The organism is Xanthomonas sp. DAR 35659 (assembly GCF_041242975.1).
Taxonomy (GTDB): Bacteria; Pseudomonadota; Gammaproteobacteria; order Xanthomonadales; family Xanthomonadaceae; genus Xanthomonas_A; species Xanthomonas_A medicagonis.
This window is the reverse complement of record NZ_CP162488.1, coordinates 1,402,191-1,423,368: the sequence shown is the minus strand read 5'-3', so window position 1 is coordinate 1,423,368 and position 21,178 is coordinate 1,402,191. Positions and strand designations below refer to the sequence as shown.

At 66.1% G+C, this 21,178-nt stretch carries 20 protein-coding genes and 1 tRNA gene; 8 read left to right on the top strand and 13 right to left on the bottom strand.

Annotated features, from left to right (window positions below):
* Nucleotides 1-10: 10 nt before the first annotated feature.
* Complete coding sequence (locus tag AB3X07_RS06080; protein ID WP_369943545.1) at nucleotides 11-433, bottom strand: pilin; 423 nt, start codon at nucleotides 431-433, stop codon at nucleotides 11-13.
* Between the two features lie 76 nt (nucleotides 434-509).
* Nucleotides 510-911, bottom strand: coding sequence for a pilin (locus AB3X07_RS06075; RefSeq protein WP_369943544.1), 402 nt, complete (start codon nucleotides 909-911; stop codon nucleotides 510-512).
* Nucleotides 912-1,298: 387 nt separating this feature from the next.
* Here AB3X07_RS06075 and AB3X07_RS06070 point away from each other — a divergent pair, with 387 nt between their 5' ends.
* From AB3X07_RS06070 to coaE, 3 genes are read left to right on the top strand one after another with little or no spacing between them, the layout of a single operon-like run.
* The gene (locus tag AB3X07_RS06070; RefSeq protein WP_369943543.1) at nucleotides 1,299-2,558 is read left to right on the top strand and encodes a type II secretion system F family protein; all 1,260 of its coding nucleotides are present in this window, start codon (nucleotides 1,299-1,301) and stop codon (nucleotides 2,556-2,558) included.
* A 6-nt stretch (nucleotides 2,559-2,564) separates the two neighbouring features.
* Nucleotides 2,565-3,428: a prepilin peptidase gene (locus tag AB3X07_RS06065; protein ID WP_369943542.1), complete on the top strand. Its 864-nt coding sequence runs from the start codon at nucleotides 2,565-2,567 to the stop codon at nucleotides 3,426-3,428.
* Nucleotides 3,429-3,440: 12 nt separating this feature from the next.
* Nucleotides 3,441-4,061: a dephospho-CoA kinase gene (coaE, locus tag AB3X07_RS06060; protein WP_369943541.1), complete on the top strand. Its 621-nt coding sequence runs from the start codon at nucleotides 3,441-3,443 to the stop codon at nucleotides 4,059-4,061.
* A 95-nt stretch (nucleotides 4,062-4,156) separates the two neighbouring features.
* On the opposite strand, the gene AB3X07_RS06055 is transcribed toward coaE, so the two are convergent.
* From AB3X07_RS06055 to rimK, 4 genes are all read right to left on the bottom strand, one after another.
* Complete coding sequence (locus tag AB3X07_RS06055; RefSeq protein ID WP_369943540.1) at nucleotides 4,157-5,491, bottom strand: sensor histidine kinase; 1,335 nt, start codon at nucleotides 5,489-5,491, stop codon at nucleotides 4,157-4,159.
* Nucleotides 5,484-6,161, bottom strand: coding sequence for a response regulator transcription factor (locus AB3X07_RS06050; RefSeq protein WP_369944666.1), 678 nt, complete (start codon nucleotides 6,159-6,161; stop codon nucleotides 5,484-5,486). Before AB3X07_RS06050 ends, AB3X07_RS06055 begins: the two co-directional genes overlap by 8 nt.
* Before the next feature lie 14 nt (nucleotides 6,162-6,175).
* Nucleotides 6,176-6,634, bottom strand: coding sequence for a hypothetical protein (locus tag AB3X07_RS06045; protein ID WP_369943539.1), 459 nt, complete (start codon nucleotides 6,632-6,634; stop codon nucleotides 6,176-6,178).
* 265 nt (nucleotides 6,635-6,899) lie between these two features.
* On the bottom strand, nucleotides 6,900-7,793 hold the full coding sequence (rimK, locus tag AB3X07_RS06040; protein ID WP_369943538.1) for a 30S ribosomal protein S6--L-glutamate ligase: 894 nt from the start codon (nucleotides 7,791-7,793) through the stop codon (nucleotides 6,900-6,902).
* Nucleotides 7,794-8,071: 278 nt separating this feature from the next.
* On the opposite strand from rimK, the gene AB3X07_RS06035 reads away from it, so the two are divergent.
* On the top strand, nucleotides 8,072-10,372 hold the full coding sequence (locus AB3X07_RS06035) for a TonB-dependent receptor family protein (protein WP_369943537.1): 2,301 nt from the start codon (nucleotides 8,072-8,074) through the stop codon (nucleotides 10,370-10,372).
* A gap of 227 nt (nucleotides 10,373-10,599) precedes the next feature.
* Here the strand turns inward: AB3X07_RS06035 and AB3X07_RS06030 are convergent, their stop codons facing one another.
* Nucleotides 10,600-12,711, bottom strand: coding sequence for a phosphocholine-specific phospholipase C (locus AB3X07_RS06030; RefSeq protein WP_369943536.1), 2,112 nt, complete (start codon nucleotides 12,709-12,711; stop codon nucleotides 10,600-10,602).
* A gap of 151 nt (nucleotides 12,712-12,862) precedes the next feature.
* Nucleotides 12,863-13,693, bottom strand: a complete 831-nt coding sequence (locus tag AB3X07_RS06025) for an alpha/beta fold hydrolase (protein WP_369943535.1) — start codon at nucleotides 13,691-13,693, stop codon at nucleotides 12,863-12,865.
* A 252-nt stretch (nucleotides 13,694-13,945) separates the two neighbouring features.
* Between AB3X07_RS06025 and AB3X07_RS06020 the strand changes: the two genes are divergently transcribed.
* Complete coding sequence (locus AB3X07_RS06020) at nucleotides 13,946-14,218, top strand: hypothetical protein (protein WP_369943534.1); 273 nt, start codon at nucleotides 13,946-13,948, stop codon at nucleotides 14,216-14,218.
* A 41-nt stretch (nucleotides 14,219-14,259) separates the two neighbouring features.
* Here the strand turns inward: AB3X07_RS06020 and AB3X07_RS06015 are convergent, their stop codons facing one another.
* From AB3X07_RS06015 to AB3X07_RS05995, 5 genes are all read right to left on the bottom strand, one after another.
* On the bottom strand, nucleotides 14,260-14,901 hold the full coding sequence (locus AB3X07_RS06015; protein WP_369943533.1) for a DUF1629 domain-containing protein: 642 nt from the start codon (nucleotides 14,899-14,901) through the stop codon (nucleotides 14,260-14,262).
* Between the two features lie 271 nt (nucleotides 14,902-15,172).
* Nucleotides 15,173-15,814 carry a DUF1629 domain-containing protein gene (locus AB3X07_RS06010; protein ID WP_369943532.1) on the bottom strand — a complete coding sequence of 214 codons (642 nt, stop codon included), beginning with the start codon at nucleotides 15,812-15,814 and terminating at the stop codon, nucleotides 15,173-15,175.
* Nucleotides 15,815-16,066: 252 nt separating this feature from the next.
* Nucleotides 16,067-16,708: a DUF1629 domain-containing protein gene (locus AB3X07_RS06005; protein ID WP_369943531.1), complete on the bottom strand. Its 642-nt coding sequence runs from the start codon at nucleotides 16,706-16,708 to the stop codon at nucleotides 16,067-16,069.
* A gap of 306 nt (nucleotides 16,709-17,014) precedes the next feature.
* Nucleotides 17,015-17,088 (bottom strand) — tRNA-Gly (locus AB3X07_RS06000).
* Nucleotides 17,089-17,341: 253 nt separating this feature from the next.
* Nucleotides 17,342-19,162 carry an autotransporter domain-containing protein gene (locus AB3X07_RS05995; protein ID WP_369943530.1) on the bottom strand — a complete coding sequence of 607 codons (1,821 nt, stop codon included), beginning with the start codon at nucleotides 19,160-19,162 and terminating at the stop codon, nucleotides 17,342-17,344.
* Nucleotides 19,163-19,320: 158 nt separating this feature from the next.
* On the opposite strand from AB3X07_RS05995, the gene thiS reads away from it, so the two are divergent.
* The 3 genes from thiS (at nucleotide 19,321) to trmB (ending at nucleotide 21,177) form a co-directional block, all read left to right on the top strand.
* Nucleotides 19,321-19,521 carry a sulfur carrier protein ThiS gene (gene thiS, locus AB3X07_RS05990; protein WP_369943529.1) on the top strand — a complete coding sequence of 67 codons (201 nt, stop codon included), beginning with the start codon at nucleotides 19,321-19,323 and terminating at the stop codon, nucleotides 19,519-19,521.
* A 65-nt stretch (nucleotides 19,522-19,586) separates the two neighbouring features.
* A complete protein-coding gene (locus AB3X07_RS05985) occupies nucleotides 19,587-20,381 on the top strand; it encodes a thiazole synthase (protein WP_369943528.1) in 795 nt (264 codons plus the stop codon).
* Nucleotides 20,382-20,391: 10 nt separating this feature from the next.
* Nucleotides 20,392-21,177 (top strand): tRNA (guanosine(46)-N7)-methyltransferase TrmB, encoded by a 786-nt coding sequence (trmB, locus tag AB3X07_RS05980; protein ID WP_369943527.1) that lies wholly within the window; start codon nucleotides 20,392-20,394, stop codon nucleotides 21,175-21,177.
* The last annotated feature ends 1 nt before the right edge of the window (nucleotide 21,178 follow it).

The following is a 21,178-nucleotide window of genomic DNA, read 5'->3' as shown; positions in this document are numbered from 1 at the left end:
GTCCACTTTCTCAGCCGCATTCTTCAGGCCGATAGCTCGCTGGCAATTCACTGGCATTACAAGTCCAAGATCCCGAGACGCTACGCGTCAATTTAATGTCTTTACCTACGATCGCATCATTACCCAGAAGCGTACAAGAGATGGATCCATCGCCCGTTGCGGAGAGCGAAGCGACTATAGCCGAGCAACGCTTAGTGGCCGCTTGCAATCCTATATAAGCAGCTTCTACTTCCGATGCATGACCTTCATTAAACGCCAGTTCGACACCCGTTTTTCCAGCCCGAATTTCATCGAGTCCTGCAACCACCTGCGACCTCGTCACGTACAGCGCGTAACCCTGCAAGGCGATAGCGGCCAGTATGGCGATGATCGCAACAACGATCATAATTTCGACCAAAGTGAAACCATCTAACTTTCGCCTCGAAACGTTCATCTTGCTCCCCAGCTAGATGATGTCACCTTAAAAAAAAAGCCCCGCAACTGCGGGGCTTTTCCAAACCGAACAGCTGTTACTGACAGGTGCTAGGACGATACTTGGCATCAGCGGTGGTAGAGCAGCGCCAGTTACCGGAGCTGTTGCGCGTCCAAGCAATCGTATTTCCACCTACACCTGCGCCGCCAATCATGGTGCAAGTGATGCTACCAGTGTCGCTCGGGTTAACAGCAATGGCAGAGCAACGGCTAGTCGTGTCCTGCAGGCCAATAGCACTACCAGTGGTGCCAAAGCCACTACCTTCGTTGATCTTGACTTCGAACTGCGTCTTGCCCGGAGTGATGTCGGACAGCGCCGCAGTGACCTGCGACTTGCGCACGTAGTTCTGGTAAGCCGGCAGCGCGATGGCGGCCAGGATGGCGATGATCGCGACCACGATCATCAGTTCGATCAGGGTAAAGCCCTGCTGCTTCTTCATAGTGAATCCCCTAGAGATGGTGGTGTTTACGTTTGGCAGACACTCGGCCCGCGGAGCATCCTACCCCTCGAGCGCCGCGCGGCAGAGCGCCACGTGCGGGTATTGCAAGCAGGGTGCGTGCCAACCTACCCACGCGCACCTCAAGCTCCCCGGGGCACATGATGCCCCCATCGAATGCCAGGCAACATAGGCAAAGAGTGGATTTGCGATGGGCCTACCCCTATGCCAAAACAGGTCACAAAGTGACGCTCAACGTCAGCACATCCTAGCTCCACCCTCCCCATCCGGACGCTCCGCCTCCTCCTGAGCCTGGATGCCATACGCTGCGGAAACCGATACCATGCCTGGCATGTCCGCCTGGGGATGGCTGGACGGGGAGCACATCCGATGTCCGCAACTCGTAGCGCAGTATCCAAACAGCCCGTGGCGCGCGGCACCAGCCAGCAGGTGCCGTTCGTCTGGGAAGGGACGGACAAGCGCGGCGTCAAGATGAAGGGCGAGCAGACCGCCAAGAACGCCAACCTGCTGCGCGCGGAGTTGCGCCGCCAGGGCATCACGCCCTCGGTGGTCAAACCCAAGCCCAAGCCGCTCTTCGGTGCCGCCGGTAGCAAGATCACCCCGAAAGACATCGCGTTTTTCAGCCGCCAGATGGCGACCATGATGAAGTCCGGCGTCCCGATCGTGGGGTCGCTGGAGATCATCGCCAGCGGGCACAAGAATCCGCGCATGAAGAAGATGGTGGACCAGGTCCGTACCGACATCGAGGGCGGCTCCTCGCTCTACGAGGCGATCAGCAAGCATCCCGTCCAGTTCGACGAGCTCTACCGCAACCTGGTCAAGGCCGGCGAAGGCGCCGGTGTGCTCGAAACCGTGCTGGAAACGGTCGCGACGTACAAGGAAAACATCGAAGCGCTGAAGGGCAAGATCAAGAAGGCCTTGTTCTACCCGGCCATGGTCATGGCGGTCGCGCTGCTGGTCAGCTCGATCCTGCTGGTCTGGGTGGTGCCGCAGTTCGAGGACGTATTCAAGGGCTTCGGTGCGGAGTTGCCGGCATTTACGCAGATGATCGTCGCCGCATCGCGCTTCATGGTCGCCTATTGGTGGATCCTGTTGCTTGTCCTGGTCGGCACCATCGTCGGCTTCATCTTTGCCTACAAGCGCTCGCCGTCGATGCAGCACGGCATGGACCGGCTGATCCTGAAGGTGCCGATCATCGGCCAGATCATGCACAACAGTTCGGTGGCGCGCTTCTCGCGGACGCTGGGCGTCACCTTCCGCGCCGGCGTCCCGCTGGTCGAGGCGCTGGACATCGTCGCCGGCGCCACTGGCAACAGCGTCTACGAGAAATCCGTGCTGCGCATGCGTGACGACGTCGCCGTCGGTTACCCGGTCAACGTCGCGATGAAGCAGGCCAACCTGTTTCCGCATATGGTCATCCAGATGACGGCCATTGGCGAAGAGGCTGGTGCGCTGGATGCGATGCTGTTCAAGGTGGCCGAGTACTTCGAGCAGGAAGTGAACAATGCGGTCGATGCGCTGAGCAGCCTGATCGAGCCATTGATCATGGTCTTCATCGGCACCATCGTCGGCGGCATGGTCATCGGCATGTACCTGCCCATCTTCAAGCTGGCCTCCGTCGTTGGATAAGCATTAATGGCATTTCTCGATCAACACCCCGTTCTCGGCTTTCCCGCCGCGGCCGGGCTGGGCTTGCTGGTGGGCAGTTTCCTCAACGTGGTGATCCTGCGCCTGCCCAAGCGCATGGAGTGGCAGTGGAAGCGCGATTCGCGCGAGATCCTGGAGTTGCCGGACCTCTACGATCCGCCGCCGCCCGGGATCGTGGTCGAGCCCTCGCATTGCCCGCACTGCAAGCACAAGCTGTCCTGGTACGAGAACATCCCGCTGTTCAGTTGGCTGGCCCTGCGCGGCAAGTGCCGGCATTGCCATGCGCCGATCTCGATCCAGTATCCGCTGGTGGAGCTGCTGACCAGCCTGCTGGTGGTCGCCAGCGTCTGGCGCTTCGGCTTCGGCTGGCAGGGCTTCGGCGCGATCGTGTTCAGTTGCTTCCTGGTGGCGATGTCGGGGATCGACCTGCGCACCCGATTGCTGCCGGACCAATTGACCCTGCCGCTGATGTGGCTGGGATTGGTCGGCAGCATGGACAATCTGTATATGCCGGCCAAGCCGGCACTGCTCGGCGCGGCGGTCGGCTATGTGTCGCTGTGGTCGGTGTGGTGGCTGTTCAAGCAGATCACCGGCAAGGAAGGCATGGGCCATGGCGACTTCAAGTTGCTGGCGGCGATCGGCGCGTGGTGCGGTTTGAAAGGCATCCTGCCGACCATCCTGATCTCCTCGCTGGTCGGCGCGATCCTCGGCTCGCTCTGGCTGGCGGCCAAGGGCCGCGACCGCGCCACGCCCATTCCGTTCGGCCCGTATCTGGCCATCGCCGGCTGGATCACGTTCTTTTGGGGCACGGAAATCATCGACACCTATATGCGCTGGTCCGGGCTGCGCTGAGCGGATGACGCGGTGAGCGAGTTCATCGTCGGCCTGACCGGCGGCGTCGCCTCCGGTAAGAGCGCGCTGAGCCGCCATTTCGAGGCCAAGGGCATCGTGGTGGCCGATGCAGATGTGGCCGCCCGCGCCGTCGTGGCACCAGGGCATCCCGCGCTCGCGCGGATCGTCGCCCGTTTCGGCCCACAGATCCTGCGCGAGGACGGCAGCCTCGACCGGGCGGCGCTGCGCCAACGCATCTTCGACGATCCGCAGGCGCGTCGCGACCTGGAGGCGATCACCCATCCGGCGATCCGCATGCTGTTGCAGCAAGCGTGCCGGGAAGCCACCAGTCCCTATGCCGTGGCGGCGATCCCGCTGCTGACCGAAGTCGGCGCACGCACGGCGTATCCATGGCTGGACCGGATCGTCGTGGTCGATGCGCCCGAAGCGCTTCAGCATGCGCGCCTGATGCAGCGCGACGGCATCACCGCCGAACTGGCGCAACGGATGATCGCGGCGCAGGCCACGCGCGCGGCACGGCTGGCGATCGCCGACGACGTCGTGGTCAACGATGGCGATGCGTCGCGGCTGCAGGCGGCGGCGGATGCGCTGGATCAGCGCTACCGCGCATTGGCCGCGGCGAAGGCCGCGTAACCGCGGCAACGCAGCTTTTTGTAGGAGCGGCTTTAGCCGCGACGGACTCTACGGAAGGATGCTGTCGCGGCTGAAGCCGCTCCTACAAAAGCGATTCAGGCGGGCTTGAACCACAGCGTCGCCACCACGCCCTTCGAGGCGCCCGGGCGCACGTTGACCTGCCAGCCGTACAGGTCGCACAAACGGCTGACGATGGACAGGCCGATGCCGCCGCCCTGCGAGTGCCCGGCATGGGTGCCACGGTAGCCGCGCTGGAACAGCTTGGCCGCATCCTCTTCGCTCAGGCCCGGGCCCGAGTCGATCACCTGCACCGCGTCGCTCAGCACCCGCACCACCACTTGACCTTCCTGGGTGTACTTGACCGCGTTGCCGATCAGGTTGCCCAAGGCCACCGACAGCGCCGCCTCGGGCGCGTCGATGCTGAGATTGCGCTCGCCTTCCAGGATCAACTGCAGCGGCTTGCCGCCCAACTGCGCGCGGTGCGATTCGATCAGCTGCTCGGCGACCTTGGCCACGTTGCTGTTGCCCTGCCCGCGCTCGTTGCGCGACAGCAGCAACAGCGAGCCGATCAGATCGCTGCATTGCTGCTCGGCGCGCTGGATGCGCTGCAGGCGCTGCAGCACCTTCTCGTCGAGATTGGGCCGGGTCAGCAGCAGTTCGGTGGCGCCGCGGATCACCGCCAGCGGGGTGCGCAGTTCGTGGCTGACGTCGGCGTTGAACTCGCGGTCGCGCTGCACCACTTCGGTCAGGCGCGCCGAATAGTCGTCCAGCGCTTCGGCCAACTGGCCGACCTCGTCGTCGGGAAAGTGCGGCGCCAGCGGCTTGGGATCGCTGCTGCCACGGTAGGCGCGCAGGCGCGCGGCCAGGTCCGATACCGGCCGCATCACCCGCGACGCCGACCACCAGCCGATCACCAGCGACAGCGCACTGAAGACCAGCACCGACAGCATCAGGGTGCGCTTGAGCTGCACCTCGCCACGCATGGTCTGGGTCAGGTCGTAGGCGATGAAGAACCAGGCGTTGGGGGTCTTGCGCACGCCGACCTTGTAGGCGAACGGCTGGCCATCGGCATCGGTGCCCGACAGCATGTGGATGCCGTCGCTGAGGCGTTCCCACTCCGGGAAATCGCGGCGCAGGCCATCGAGCTTGTCGGGGCGATAGACGAAGCCCTTCATCTGCTGGACCGGGATGTCCAGGTTGCGTCCACCGCTGGCCACATAGCTGCGCCAGGACGCCTCCATGTTGCGGTTCATCACGTCCTCGACCAGCTGGTTCTCCACCCGCGCCCGCGCCCAGTTGGTGGCGAACGCGAACAGGGCGGTCAGGCCGAAGCCCAACAGCACGAAGGACAGGATGATGCGGCTGCGCAGGCGGCGGCGGTAACGCCCGCGCCGCCGCACCGCCCGCGGCAACGCCTCCGCTTCAGGCATCGGGCGCGGCGATGCGGTAGCCGATGCCGTGGCGGGTCTGGATCATCTGCACGTCGAACGGCTTGTCCACCACCGCGCGCAGGCCATGGATGTGCACGCGCAGCGAATCGGAATCCGGCAGTTCCTCGCCCCACACGCGGGTTTCCAGTTCCTGCCGGGTCACCACTGCGGGCGAGGCCTCCATCAGCGCCTGCAGGATCTTCAGCGCGGTCGGATTGAGCTGCAACAGCTTGCCCTGGCGCCGCACTTCCAGCGTGTCCAGGTTGTACTCCAGGTCGCCGGTCTCCAGCACGCGGGTGTGCACGCCCTTGCCGCGGCGCGACAGCGCGTTGAGCCGCACCTCCACTTCCTGCAGCGCGAACGGCTTGATCAGGTAGTCGTCGGCACCGGAATCGAAGCCCGCCAGCTTGTTGTCCAGCGAGTCGCGGGCGGTGAGCATCAGCACCGGGGTCTGCTTGCGCGCTTCGTTGCGCAGCTTGCGGCACACTTCGATGCCGTCCATGCCCGGCAGGTTGAGATCGAGCACGATCGCGTCGAACTCGTGCACCACCGCCAGATGCAGGCCGGTGACGCCGTCGGCGGCGAAATCGACCGTGTGCCCACGGTCCTCGAGGTAGTCGCCCAGGTTGGCCGCGATGTCGCTGTTGTCTTCGATTACTAGAATTCGCACCAACATTTACCCCGTCAGTCGTACTTGCCAGTTGGATTGCGCCGCATCAGTTCCTGCGCATCCTCGTTGTCGCGGCGGCGCTCCGCCACGGTCCTGCATTGCGTCGTGGTGCGCAGCGCGCCGGTCACCGCCTCGCGCCTGCAGATCAGGCGGCTGTCCGCCGCTGCCTTGGACAGCAGCGCGTTGACCGTCTCCTGATCGTTGAACAACACCACCTTGTCCTCCTCGCGCAGCGTGTTCACGTCGGGATGGGCATCGAGCACGGTCGCCATGCGCGACAGTGCGGCTTCCACCTTGCTGCGATTCTCCGCGCTGAGTTCGGCATAGGTCTTGCCGTCGTCCAACTGCTGGCGAATTGTACTGAGTTGCTGTGCGAACGATTTCTTCACGTTCATGGGCGCCTCACCTTTCGGCGCAGCCACGGCCGAACACGCGAGCACCATCCCCAACATCACCCCGATCAGTTGCTTCATCCCTGTCCCCTAGACGATTTGGTGGCGTAAATCACAATGTAGCCCCGCAGCGAACGGCGCCGCAAGTTGCATGGCTTCCCGCCACAGTCGGGTGCCGCGACGCCGAACCGCGGCGACAAAAAGGCCCAGGCGGCAAGGCCGCCTGGGCCGAAAGATATATCCCGATTACCGTTCCTGCTGAGGAGGGCAGAGCTGCGGTCCGACGAAGCATACGCAGGGCGGAATTAAACCGGCGTTAAGCCAGAACGGAGGCGCGGACATTGCTTCAAGTGACTGATTTCTTTCGGATCTGGATCACCTGGAGGTGGTCGATGATCTTGCCGGCGATGTCCTGGCCGCAGACCGCCTCGATCCCCTCCAGGCCGGGGGTGGAGTTGACCTCCAGCACCAGCGGGCCGCGCCGCGAGCGGATCAGGTCGACCCCGGCCACGCCCAGGCCCAGGGCCTTGGCCGAGCGCACGGCCACCTCCTGTTCGGTGCGGCTGGCGGTGGCCGCCAGTGCGCTGCCCCCCAGATGCAGGTTGGAGCGGAAGTCCCCTTCCGGCGCCTGCCGGCGCATCGCCGCGACCACCTGGTTGCCGACCACGAAGCAGCGCAGGTCGGCGCCCTCGGCCTCGCCGATGAACTCCTGCACCAGGAAGTTGGCGTACAGCCCGCGCAGCGCCTCGACCACGCCGCGCGAGGCACTGGTCTTCTCGGTGAGGATCACGCCCGTGCCCTGGGTGCCTTCGTTCAACTTCACCACGTGCGGCGGCGGCCCCAGCATCGACAGCAGGTCGCCGGTGTCGTCCGGGTTGTCGCCGAACACGGTCATCGGCATGTCGATGCCTTTCGCCGCCAGCAGTTGGTGCGCGCGCAGCTTGTCGCGCGCGCGCAGGATCGCGTCGGACGGGTTGGGCGTGCGCACGCCCATCATCTCCAACTGGCGCAGCACCGCGGTGCCGTAGCGGGTGACCGAATTGCCGATGCGCGGGATCACCGCGTCGTAGCCGGTGATCGGCTTGCCCTTGTAGTGCATGGTGAAGGCGCCCGCGGCGATACGCATGTAGCAGCGCAACGGATCGAGCACGCGCACCGTATGCCCGCGTTCGCGACCGGCCTCGACCAGCCGCCGCGTCGAATACAGCTTGGTGTTGCGGGACAGGATGGCGAGTTTCATCGAAGCGCGACGGCGGTGGCTGGCCCGGCATCATACGTTGCGCCGTCGGCGGCGCGGGAAGTCCGACGCAGCGGCCTGGCGGCCGGCGTACCGCGGCCGATCGGCGCCAGGCCCGCGCACGCGATCGGCGCCTCGCGCCTGTCCCACAGCCGACATGGGACCGCCCCGAAACCTTCACAAAACCGTTGCATCGTGACGGGCGAGCCACGCCGGCCGTGCGCTGGTCACGCCACGCACGGCAAGCAGGCCATGCCTCCCCCCATCCCATTGGAATTTCGATGATCTCCACCTCCAGACCCTTGCGCCTGCATGCGCTGGTGCTCGCCGTCGCGTCCGCGCTGCCGGCCTTCGCCGCACTGGCCGAAACCGTGCCGGCCGACGCCGATGCCACGGCCAGCGCCGGCAGCAGCAGCGACGCGACGATGCTCGATGCGATCACCGTGGTGTCCACCGGCGCCACCCGCCAGGTGCAGCGCATCACCCGCGAGGACATCGGCCTCACCGCACCCGGCACCAGCGCGCTGAAGGTGCTGGACAAGCTGCCGGGCGTGCAATTCCAGTCGGCCGATGCGTGGGGCTCCTACGAGTGGTCGACCGCGATCAGCCTGCACGGCTTCGACCAGAGCCGCCTCGGCTTCACCCTGGACGGCGTGCCGCTGGGCACCATGAACTACGGCGTCAGCGACGGCCTGCAGGTGACCCGCGCGATCATCTCCGAGAATGTCGGCTCGGTGGAGCTGTCGCAGGGCGCCGGCGCGCTGGGCACCGCGTCGAGCAGCAACCTCGGCGGCACCGTGCGCTACTACTCCGACGATCCGGATGCCACGCCGGGCATCCGCTTCAGCCAGACCTTCGGCTCCGATTCCACCCGCCGCACCTACCTGCGCGGCGATATCGGCGACATCAACGGCTTCTCGATGTACACCTCGATCGTGCACGGCGAGGTGGACAAGTGGAAAGGCTACGGCAACAACGAATACAACCAGGCCAATCTCAAGGCGCTGTACCAGTGGGGCGACGGCAACCGGATCAGCTTGTTCCTGGATAGCTCCAAGCGCAAGGAATACGACATCATGGATCTGTCGTTGACCTCGCAGAAGGCGCTGGGCTGGGACTGGGACTACCTGATGCCCGACTGGAACAGCGCCGTGCAGATCGCCAACGCGCTCAACGGCAACGGCAGCTATCCGGCGTCCCTGAACGCCCTGCCCGCCGACTATGGCAAGGCCGACGCGTCCTACTACTCCGGCGCCGGCCTGCGCGACGACAACCTGGCCGCGCTCAGCGGCACGTTCAACCTGGGCGGCAACGCCACGCTGAACCTGGCAGGCTACTACCACGACAACAACGGCGAAGGGCAATGGACCACGCCGTACGTGGCGTCCTCGGCCACGGTGCCGCTGTCGATGCGCACCACCGATTATCGGCTCAACCGGCATGGCGTGACCGCGTCGCTGAACTTCACCGTGGCCGGCAACGAGATCGAGATCGGCGGCTGGTACCAGAACGCCAAGACCGTGCAGGAGCGCAACTACTTCCTGCTCGATGGTCCGTTCACCGATCTGTACTACTTCAACAAGTCCGGCACCCTGTTCGCGCGCGGTTTCGCCCAGCACTACGACACCGACACGCGCATGTTCTACGCGCAGGACACGCTGCGCCTGCTCGACGAGCGCCTGACCATCAACTTCGGCGCCAAGAAGCTCCAGGTGGACACCACCTCGCGGTCGCTGGTGCCGACCACCTCCTACGCGGCCGGCGAGATCAAGGCCGATTCTGACCTGCTGCCGCAGGTGGGCGTGAACTACAAGCTCGACGAGCACCAGGAACTCTACGCGTCCTACAACAAGAACATGGCCGGCTTCGGCTTCACCCCGTTCCAGGAATCGCAGGCGGCGTTCGACGCGATCAGGCATTCGCTGGAACCGGAAACCGCGCAGACCTACGAACTGGGCTATCGCGTGCGCGGCGACGGCATCGAGGCGTCGCTGGCGCTGTACCACACCACCTTCGACGACCGCCTGCTGGTGACCTCGCCGTGCAGCGCGATCCAGACCTGCTCGGCCACGCTCAACAACGTCGGCTCGGTGCGCAGCCAGGGCGCCGACCTGGCGGTGATGTGGCGCCCGATCGCGCAATTGCGCTGGTTGAACTCGCTGTCCTACGACGATTCCACCTATCAGGACGACTACCTCAACGGCGGCGTGGTGGCCACCTCCGGCAAGCGCGTGGTCGGCATCCCGGAATGGATGTTCTCCAGCAGCCTGGCCTACGAGAACGCCGGCTGGCACGCGGCGCTGGACGGCAAGTACACCGGCCGCCGCTACATCAGCTACCTCAACGACTCGTCGGTACCGAGCTACTGGCGCTTCGACCTGAGCGCGGGTTATGACTTCGGCGAAGTCGGCATGTTCCAGAACCTGGGACTGAGCGCCAACGTCACCAACCTGCTCGACAAGCGCTACTTCGCCACGGTCGGCACCAACGGCTACGTGGTGTCCGATCCGAACGGCTACAACCAGACGCTGATGGCCGGCGCGCCGCGGCAGTTCTTCGTCACCTTCAGCGGCAAGTTCTGAGGTGAGGCGAGGCCAGGGATGGCCTTGGCGCCGCCGCTGCGGACGTAGCGGCGGCGTCTTGCGTTTCAGGGAAGCTCCGCAAGAAGCGCCGTTCGATCGGGATTGATGGCGTCGCTGGCCGTGTGTCGCGGCTGAAGCCGGTCCTACAAGAGCGCGGTGCGCGGCTTCTGCAGGAGCGGCTTCAGCCGCGACACACGGCCGCCATCGCCGACAAAACGGGCTTGCGGCTAACCAACGACAGCACGGCCGATCGCCGGGTCGCTCATGCTCGGGCGGCCGGTCTCGATATGTCCGGCCAGGCGCCGGCGCCAGTGCGGCAGGCTGTCGCTGGCGATCTCCAGGTCGTACCAATGATGCTGGCCCTGCAGCGGGAAGCGCAGCACCTGGCGTTCGCCGGCGGCCAGCACCAACGCCTGCTCCGCCCCGTCGCGGTAGCCATCGCGGAGCCGCAGCCGGCACGCCTGCGCACCGCCATTGTGCAGCTCCAGCAGCAGGCACTGCGATGCCGCCTCATAGTCGGCCTCGGCCCGCAATCCGGCATCGGCCATCCCATCGCCGTGGAACTCGCGCAGGAAGCCGTTGGGCCCATGCACGCGCAACACGTAGCCAGGGTCGTCCGCGGCACCACGCCAGGCGCGCACGTCGCGCAGTTCGCTGCCCGCCGCCACCGTGTAGAACCATGGCCCGGCGTCGCGGCCGTCGGCGTAGGCGTTCAGCGCGACGCCCACCGCGCCGCGGTTGCGCATCCGCAACGCCAGGCCCTGTGCATCGGCCTGCAGGCGCACGTCGAAGTCGTAGGGCAGCGCGCGCGCCGGGCGCTGCCCGGGTTCCTGCGCCGGCAGCGTCTGTTGCGCCGGCCGTTGCGGCGGCGGCAGCGCCGCGGTGGCATCGACCCGGGCGATGAAATCACGCGTGTCCGGCAGGGCGACACGCGCATCGTCGTGGCCGGCAAAGTCCAGCGCCGAGGTCAGATCGCCGGCGATCGCGCGCCGCCAGGGGCCGATGTTGGGTTCGGCGACGGCGAAGCGGCGCTCCAGGAAGCGGATCACCGAGGTGTGGTCGAACACCTGCGAATTCACCCAGCCGCCGCGGCTCCACGGCGACACCACCAGCATCGGCACGCGCGGACCGAGACCGACCGGAACGCCGTGATAGTCCTCGCCCCGCAGATCGACGTTGCTGGCGCCGATCGCCGGATCGGTCGCCGGCAGCGCCGGCGGCACGTGGTCGAAAAAGCCGTCGTTCTCGTCGTAGTTGATCAGGAACACGGTCTTGGACCAGACCTCCGGCGATGCCGCCAGCACCTCCAGCAGGCGCGCGCTGAGCGACTCGCCATAGGCCGGGGTGGCCTGGGGGTGCTCGCTGAGCAGATATGGCGCCACGATCCACGACACCTGCGGCAAGGTGCCGCTGCGCACGTCGCGTTCGAACGCTGCGAGCAGGTGCTCGCCGCGCGAGGCCTTGGCGTTGTCGGCAGTGGAACCCGGCACGATCGCGCGGCCGCGGCGGTACAACGGAGAGGCGCGGTCGAGATTGCGGAAATTTGCGAAGTACGGATGGCTGTTGTCGCCGTAGTTGTCGAATTCCTGGTACACCTGCCAACTGATCCCGGCTTGCTGCAGGCGTTCGGAGTAGGTGGTCCAGGTGTAGCCCGGAAACGCCGGGTTGTCGCGCGCCATGTCGGCGGTCCAGTTGCCGTCGTCGCGGTTGTTCACCGCCTGCTCGCCATCGTTGCCGACGCTCAGGCCGCTGGTGCCGGTGAACATGTACATGCGGTTGGGATTGGTCGGGCCGAACAGCGAGGCGTGGTAGCCGTCGCAGATGGTAAAGGCATCGGCCAGCGCATAGTAGAACGGCAGGTCCTCGCGCTGGAAGTGGCCCATGGTCATCGGCGTCTTCTGCGCGATCCAGGCGTCGTAGTGCTTCCAGGTGTCGTGCGAGCCCTTCCAATGGTGGTCGAGGCCCTCCATCGACTGCGCGCTGCTGGTCCGGCCGTTCAGGCGGAACGGCAACACGTAGCCGTCGCCGCCGCCGGCCTCCGGCTGGTACCAGACCGGGCGCCCGCTGGGCAGACGCAGCGGCCGCGGGTCGCCGAAGCCGCGCACGCCACGCAGGCAGCCGAAGTAGTGGTCGAAGGAGCGGTTCTCCTGCATCAGGATCACCACATGCTGCACGTCCTGCACGGTGCCGGTGACGCGTGCAGGCGGCACCGCCAGCGCACTGCGGATCACGCCGGGCAGCAGCGGCATGGCCGCGCCGGCGCCGAGGGCCAGGGAGGCACGGGCAAGGAAACGGCGACGACTGTGTTCGACCACGAGGCTGGGTCCGGCGACGAGCATGCGCTCACTGGCCGATCAGCGTAGCTTCGGCGGATGAAGCGGGTTTGACAGGCGCACGGTGCGCAGCGGGCACGCTGCGCGCACCGGATCACGCCGATGCGCGCAGTGCTGATCTCGCGACGGGAGCAGGGTGCCCTCCGCCGCGGCCGATTCAGGCCTGGATGAAGGCCAGCAGGTCCGGGTTGATCACCTCGGCGTGGGTGGTGCACATGCCGTGCGGATAGCCTGGATAGACTTTCAGCGTGCCGTCCTTCAACAGCTTCACCGTCAGCTCGCTGGTCGTGGCGATCGGCACCACCTGATCGTCGTCGCCATGCAGCACCAGGGTGGGCACGTCGATCGCCTTGAGATCCTCGGTGAAGTCGGTTTCCGAGAACGCCTTGATGCCGTCGTAGTGCGCCTTGGCGGCACCGAGCATGCCCTGCCGCCACCAGTTCTGGATCGTGCCCTGCAGCACCTTCGCGCCTGGACGATTGAAGCCGTAGAACGGACCGCTGGCGAAATCCAGGTAGAACTGGGCGCGGTTGCCGGCCAGGCCGGCGCGGATGCCGTCGAACACCTCCATCGGCACGCCATCGGGGTTGGCCGCGGTCTTGCGCATGATCGGCGGCACCGCGCTGATCAGCACCGCCTTGGCCACGCGGCCCTTGCCGTGGGCGACGACGTAGCGCGCCACTTCGCCGCCACCGGTCGAATGGCCGATATGCACCGCATTGCGCAGGTCCAGATGCTCGACGACGGCGGCCACGTCGGCGGCGTAATGCGCCATGTCGTGGCCGTCGCCGACCTGGCTGGACCGGCCATGGCCGCGCCGGTCGTGGGCGACGACGCGGAAGCCCTTGCCGAGGAAATACAGCATCTGCGCGTCCCAGTCGTCGCTCGACAGCGGCCAGCCATGGTGGAAGTAGATCGGCTGCGCGGTCCTGGGACCCCAATCCTTGAAGAAGATCTCGACGCCGTCTTTGGTGGTGATCGTGCTCATGGCTTTGCCTTTGTTGGATGAGGGAGGAAGTGCGGGCACAGATGGATGACCTGTTGGACCGGCGGGTTCCCGGGTCGGGATTGCCGCCGTAGACGACGGCGCGATGCACCATGCCGTGTCGCCCTCGGCGCGTCGCCGTGGGCCCTGCCGTCGGTACCTGCGCCAGCGGCCATCGTAGGCATCGCGTCGTAGAAGTTCTTGGATGGCGGTGCCCAATCTGCAAATCCGCGGCGACGGAACGATCCGCCGCTCTTGCGGCTCTCGCTATCGCAGGCGCTGTCGCCGGCGTCGCTGCGCCAACTCAACACCGTTGAAATGCCGGAAGAATATGCGCTCGGCGGCCGCGTGAAGACACTGACGCTGCGCGGAAAGCCCCGGACCTACGCCTGGGAGACCGGCAACACCGCCGGCTACCGCTCGCTGCTCGCGCATCGCCTGGACACCCACGAGACGGTGGTGATCCTCAACAACAGCAGCATGCCGCAGCACCAGCTCGACGCATTCGCCATCGCCACGCAATCCTGAGCGAGGCGCTCGCTCGCGCCGCCGCACCGGCGCGCGGCGCCTCAGCGATTCACGACGTCGTAGAACCACAGCCCTTCGGAACGCCCACGACCGCCAATTCCTGCCGCCTTGACCGCATCCTTGAACACCCGATCGCAAAAGACGCCACCATGGAAAGGGAGCATGAAGACATGGGCCTTTCCAAGCACATCATGTTTGAAAGCCAGGCGGCTGCCGCCCGCCAGGCTGTAGTACTTCCCCGCCTCGTAGTCGTCGCTGACCTTGATATCGAGTTCCGAGGCCTCCTCGTCCAATGCATCCAACGTGCGGATGACATCACAGAGGAAAACAGTCGCCCCCTTGGAACCATCGGCCAGGCGGTAGTCGACATCAGCGAAGACGAACGCATCCGCATCGACCGACTCCATCACGTTGCGAAGTCGTTCGGAGACGAGCCAGTAGCCACTGAAGCCGCCCTCAAGATCCTGAGGCAGCGCCCCCTTCTTTGGATCGTGGATCAAGCGCGGCGTCTCCTTCAAAGGAGGAAACCCACCATCGTCCGGCTGCAAAATAAGCCTTGGCGGAGTCAACAGGACCTTCTCATTTTCGAAGATCACGCCGTGACCTTTTCCCCCACGCCGAACATCCGGCAGCAGTTCAAAGAACGCCCCTTTTTTGGGCTTATTGGTCACCCTAGTTTCCATGCATCGCGCCCCACTCATAGGCTCATGTTCGCGCAAACCACCGGACTGAAATCCGGCCCTATCGACGACTGCCCGGGCAGACAAAGTGACGCAGCCATCACCTCGTTGCCGCCGCCTCCACCGCGCCCGAATGACGCAGCGGCCAACCGGCCGCCACCGGCCCATACCTCATTCTCAAGACTACAGGAGATGCGCTCGCCGAGCGCCCGATCCGATGCTCGTGGCGCGTAGTCCAACTGGCCAGCCACCGAATGAATCTTCCTGTGCGGTGTCAGAGGTCCGATGCGTCGATGAAAGAGATCCCACTGACTTCCGCGTCGTCGGATATCCCGGCATCGTGAAGCGCCACCTTAAACGTCCGATCGCAGAACACCGATGGATTGAATGGCACCCGGAACACATGCGACGCCCCCAATACGTCACTCCGAAAGGCCAGGCTGGCTCCCCCGCCGAGGGAATAGAACTTCCCACGCACATACTCGTCATCGACCTTGATCTTCAACCTAGACGCTGCCTCGTCCAAGGCATCCAGTTCTCGGACAACGTCGCACAGAAAGCGACGCGGTCCCTGGGCGCCATCGGCCAGACGGCAATCCACCTCGACGAACGCGAAGGCGCCTGGATCGACCGAGCACATGACATCACGCAGTCGCTCGGACACCAACCAGTAGCCGCCGAACCCCGCCTCCAGATCGCGAGGCTCAGGGCCTGCGCCGGGGTCATAGGTCATCCGCGGTTGTTCCAGCATTGAAGGAAAGCCGCCTTCGTACGGGCGCAGATTCACACAGGACGGCGAAAGCAACTGGCGGAGGTTGTCGAACCTCATCCCGCAGCGCGGCCTGTCGCTCTCGATGTCCGATATGCACATGTAGAAGGCACCCGGTTTGGGCGGACTGGTCATCGCGGTTTCCATGCTTGCGTCCCACCCACGGCAGGGTCTCCATCCCGTTGAACAATCCAAGGCCATGATCGCCGACCTGGGCAGGGAAAGGCTGCGTCCAGCCCACCGTCATTCGATCCACCAGGGCGGGAAAGCCAGCGTGCCGCTGCGGGGCTAGCCGCGCCCCGGGTCCGACCCTCGTGCGCTCGCAGCCCAATGTGTTTGTCATGCATCAGGCCTTCTTCCCCTGCGTGAATTACAGCGTTCGGATGCCCTATTCGCGGATTAGCAGTTCACCACGTCGTCAAACCAAAGCCCATTGGACTTGCTCCGCGTGACGATGCCCGCGACCTCGACAGCCTGCTTGAACGCTTTATCGCAGAAGACACGCCCATGAAAGGACAACCTGAAAACATGTGCGGAACCCAGCACATCCCGCCGGAAGGCCAGCCTGATGTCGCCGGTGAGGTTGTAGTATTTCCCAGCCTCGTATTCGTCGCTGATCTCGATGTTGAGCTGAGAGGCCTCTTCGTCCAACGCATCCAGTCTGCGGACGACATCACAGAGAAAGACGGTCGGCCCCTTGGAGCCATCGGCCAGGCGATAGTCGGTGTCGGCGAAGGCGAAAGCGCTCGCATCCACCGACTGCATCACGCGGCGCAGACGCTCGGAAACCAACCAATAGCCACTGAAGCCACCCTCCAGGTCTTGGGGCAGCACGCCTTCGCGGGGGTGATGAACCAAGCGTGGTAGTTCGCGCAATAGCGGGAACCCGCCTTCCTTCGGCTTCACGATGAGGCGCGGCGGCGTTCGCAGCACGTTCTCGTTTTCAAACACCACGCCGTGGCCTTTGCCTCCACGCCGCGCATCCGGCTCCAGCTGGAAGAATTCGCCCTTCCTGGGCTGATTGGTCGTCATCGTTTCCATGCGCTTCGCAGCGTCCGTAGGCTCATGTCATGCGACGTGCGGGCGGGATCCGCACTGTCGCCCCCCCTGCTCGGGCACACATAACAACGACGTGTCCTGGCTCTCGTGCCACCGCCTCTGCTGCTGTGTTCAACAAGCGCGGCTTGGCGCAGAAAGGAAGCGCGTCTACAGGCCGGCTGAGCGCGCCATCGTCAGAGGCTTGCGCAAGATTGATACCTCGATTGATACCTCTGAGGGCATCGCCCGGATCATCGATCGACCAGAATCTTCAACCCAGCCAGTCACTTGCGGACCGAGTTGGAACAGTGGAGCGGGCGATGGGAATCGAACCCACGTCAGTAGCTTGGGAAGCTACAGCTCTACCATTGAGCTACGCCCGCGTTGCCGGTGCAGTCTATGCGCTGCGCCGGGGGTTGCGCAAGAAATCGGCGCGATACGGCTCGCGGCGCGCCGCGATCCAAGACGGCCCGCAAGCGTGGACGCGAAATGCGGAAGGGGCTTCAGTCCCGACGCCTCGAGACCGAGGCGTCGGGACTGAAGCCCCTTCCACAACAAGCATGCCGCCTCGGCGTACGTCGTCGCTCCTACCCTGCCCGGCACGCGGCCGGGCAAGGCAGGCAACAGGCGCAGTGCTTAGAAGCTGCCGCCGAAGTTCACGAACAGCGAGGTGTCGTGCGCGCGGTTCTGGCCGGTGGTGGCGGCGATGCCGACGTTGCTCTCCAGGCCCCACAGCTTGGTCCGCGCGCCCAGCACCACCGAGGCGTAGTTGCGGTCGAAGTTCAGGCCCGGCACCGCGTAGCCGCCGAGGTCGGGCATGGTCTGCAGCCACGCGGTGGCTTCCTCGCCCTTCTTGAACTCGTGGTCGTAGGTCGCCTGCAGGTACGGCTTCACCGCGCCCAGATCCAGGCCGGCCTTCCAGCCGATGCGGCCGACCAGCGACTCGACGTCCTGGTCGAAGTAGCCCAGCGCGCTGGAGTTCGGGTTGCTCTCGCTGTAGCCGTCGAGCTTGACCTTCTGCCAGATCGCCGCGGCCACCGGGCCGTGCTTGAACGTGCCTTCGCCGAACTCGTAGCCGCCCTGAAGCGCCGCGGTCAGGTTGCTGCCGTCCGGCGAGCCCTTGTGGTCGATGGTGGCCGGGCCGAGGTTGACCTTGCGGGTGACGTCGTAGCTCAGCCAGGTGTAGCTGACCTGGGCGTTGACCCAGGCGTGCTCGCCGTACCAGCCGGCGAAGCCGCCCAGGGTGCTGTCGTCCTGGGTGTAGTCGCCGCCGCGGTTGCCGAAGTCGGCATCCACGCGACCGAAGCCGCCGAAGCCGCCGAACACCCAGTCGCCGCGCGACCAGTCCACACCGAACAGGCCGGCCGGCGCCAGGCCGTCGTACAGGTCGCCGTGCTGGTAGCGCTGCATGTCGCCGCGCAGGTTGCCCCACCAGCGCACGCCGTCCGCCTCCGGGCGGCCATCGACGTGCCAGGCGACCTGGTCGGCGCGCGAACGACCAGTGACCGCGGCCGAGTGGGTCAGCACCTGCTGCGTGCGCGGGCCTTCCAGGATCGACAGCGCGTACTGCGCCAGGATCTCGTGGGTGCGGCCGGTGGGGTGCACGCCATCGGCGAAGACATAGCTGTCGGCCGCGTCGGCGCTGACGTAGCTGGTCGGGTTGCAGGTCAGCGACTGCGCGGTGACCTGCGGCTGGCAGGCGGTGCCGGTGACGTTGCTGAAACCGTAGGTGCCCGGGCTGGCGACGACTTCCTGCAGCAGGTGGAAGGTGTCGACCGGGATCACCCGCAGCCCGGCGCTCTCGAGGCCGGAGAACAGCGCGGTGTTGTAGGCGGTCGCCAGCGCGGTGCCCTGCGCCATCGCCGCGGTGCCGCCGGCGCGGAAGCGCGGAGTGAGGCCGACGTCGGGCAGGTTACTGACCATGACGTAGCGCGCGCCGGCGTTCTGCAGGCTGGCGACGACGCCCACTTCCGAGGCGACCGCATTGCCGATGGTGGCCTGCACCGGCGCGCCGCCGGCGATGGCGAACAGGTCGTTGGCGCCGCCCCACACGCTGTACAGCGCGTTCGGATCGGCCTTGCCGCCGTTGGCGGCCAGGTAGTTGGCGGTCTGCGTCGCCAGCGACGGCGCCACGCCCAGCGCGCTGGGGTTGGCCACGCCGACGCGGGCATTGCCGGCGGCGTAGTTGTCGCCGATCTGGCCGTTGCCGTTGGCATGGCCGTTGGTGCCGTAGTAGTCGGCCACGTACTGCGCCCAGACCCAGTCCGGATTGGTGGTGAACTGGCCGGTCACCGCCTGCACCGAGGCCGGCAGCAGCGGCCGGTAGTAGCCGGCGTCGGTCAGGCTGTCGCCGATGAACACGGTGCGGCTGTAGGTGGGCTGCGCGAACGCGGGCGCGGCGGCGAGCACGATCGCGGCGGCCAGCAGCGAGCGGAGTGGACGGATGGACGAAGTCATGGATGCCCTCCCGGGCGATTACGGTGATGAAGGTGACTCGGGTACGGCAGAACATACGCAGCCGCATGGCGGGCATGATTCCACCTCTGCCCGATGCGCTCACGTTGCACTGCCGCAATACGTCGCGCACAGGACGGCGCACGTTGCACAATGATGGCATGAACATCGAATTGAACGGGCAACCGCGCGCGCTGCGCGCCGACACCACGGTCGCCACCCTGCTGCAGGAAGAGGGCCTGGCGCAGCGCCGGGTCGCGGTCGAGGTCAATGGCGCGATCGTGCCGCGCGGCGCCCATGCCGGGCACGCGCTGCACGACGGCGACCGGGTCGAGATCGTGCACGCGCTGGGCGGCGGCTGAATCCGGGCGCGGCGCGCGACGCACGCCGGCTCGGCAGCGCCGCGGCGATGGGCGATAATCCGGCGATGAACGCTCCCGCCCCCCACGATGCGCTGGTGATCGCCGGCAAACCCTACCGTTCGCGCCTGCTCACCGGCACCGGCAAGTTCGCCGATCTCGAACAGACCCGCCTGGCCACCGAAGCCGCCGCCGCGGAAATCGTCACCGTGGCGATCCGCCGCAGCAACATCGGCCAGACCCCGGGCGAGCCCAACCTGCTCGACGTGCTGCCGCCGGAGCGCTACACCATCCTGCCCAACACCGCCGGCTGCTACACCGCCGAGGACGCGGTGCGCACCTGCCGGCTGGCGCGCGAACTGCTCGACGGCCACAACCTGACCAAGCTGGAAGTGCTGGGCGACCAGCGCACCCTGTTCCCGGATGTGGTGCAGACCCTCAAGGCCGCCGAGATCCTGGTCGCCGACGGCTTCGAGGTGATGGTCTACACCAGCGACGACCCGATCCTGGCCAAGCGCCTGGAGGAGATCGGCTGCGTGGCGGTGATGCCGCTGGCCGCGCCGATCGGCTCCGGGCTGGGCATCCAGAACCGCTACAACCTGCTGGAGATCATCGACAACGCCAAGGTGCCGATCATCGTGGATGCCGGCGTCGGCACCGCCTCGGACGCGGCGATCGCGATGGAGCTGGGTTGCGACGGCGTGCTGATGAACACCGCCATCGCCGGCGCGCGCAACCCGGTGCTGATGGCCAGCGCCATGCGCAAGGCGGTGGAGGCCGGCCGCGAGGCGTTCCTGGCCGGGCGCATCCCGCGCAAGCGCTACGCCAGCGCCTCCTCGCCGGTCGATGGGTTGATCGGGTGAGGCCGCGGGCATGACCGATCCGTTCTTCAGCAGCGGCGCGAAGACGCCACCCAAGCCCTTCACCGTCGAGGAAGGGCGCCGCCAGGTGCGCAGCTTCGTGCTGCGCCAGGGCCGCTTCACCCCCGCCCAGCAGCGCGCGTTCGACGACCTGTGGCCGCGCTTCGGCCTGGACTACGCCGGCCAGCCGCGCGACCTGGACGCCACCTTCGGCCGCAGCGCGCCCAAGGTGCTGGAGATCGGGTTCGGCAACGGCGAGGCGCTGCGCTTCGCCGCGCGCCAGGATCCGCAGCGCGACTACATCGGCATCGAAGTGCACGCACCCGGCGTGGGCCGCGCGCTCAATGCGCTGGACGCCGACGGCAGCACCCACGTGCGCCTGTACCACCACGATGCGGTGGAAGTGCTGGAACACGAGATCGCCGACGGCGCGCTCGACGAAGTGCGCATCTATTTCCCCGACCCCTGGCACAAGAAGCGCCACAACAAGCGCCGCCTGCTGCAGCCGGCGTTCGCCGCGCTGCTGGTGCGCAAGCTGCGCGACGGCGGCCGCCTGCACTGCGCCACCGACTGGGCCGACTACGCCGAGCAGATGTGGGACGTGCTCGACGCCACCCCCGGCCTGGTCAACCGCGCCGGCCCGCGCGGCCACGTGCCGCGCCCGGACTGGCGCCCGCAGACCCACTTCGAGACGCGCGGGCAGAAGCTGGGGCATGGGGTGTGGGATTTGCTGTACGACCGGGAGTCGGGAATGGGGAATGGGGAATCGAAACCGCCCTCGCCTGCGGCTTCCCCGTAAC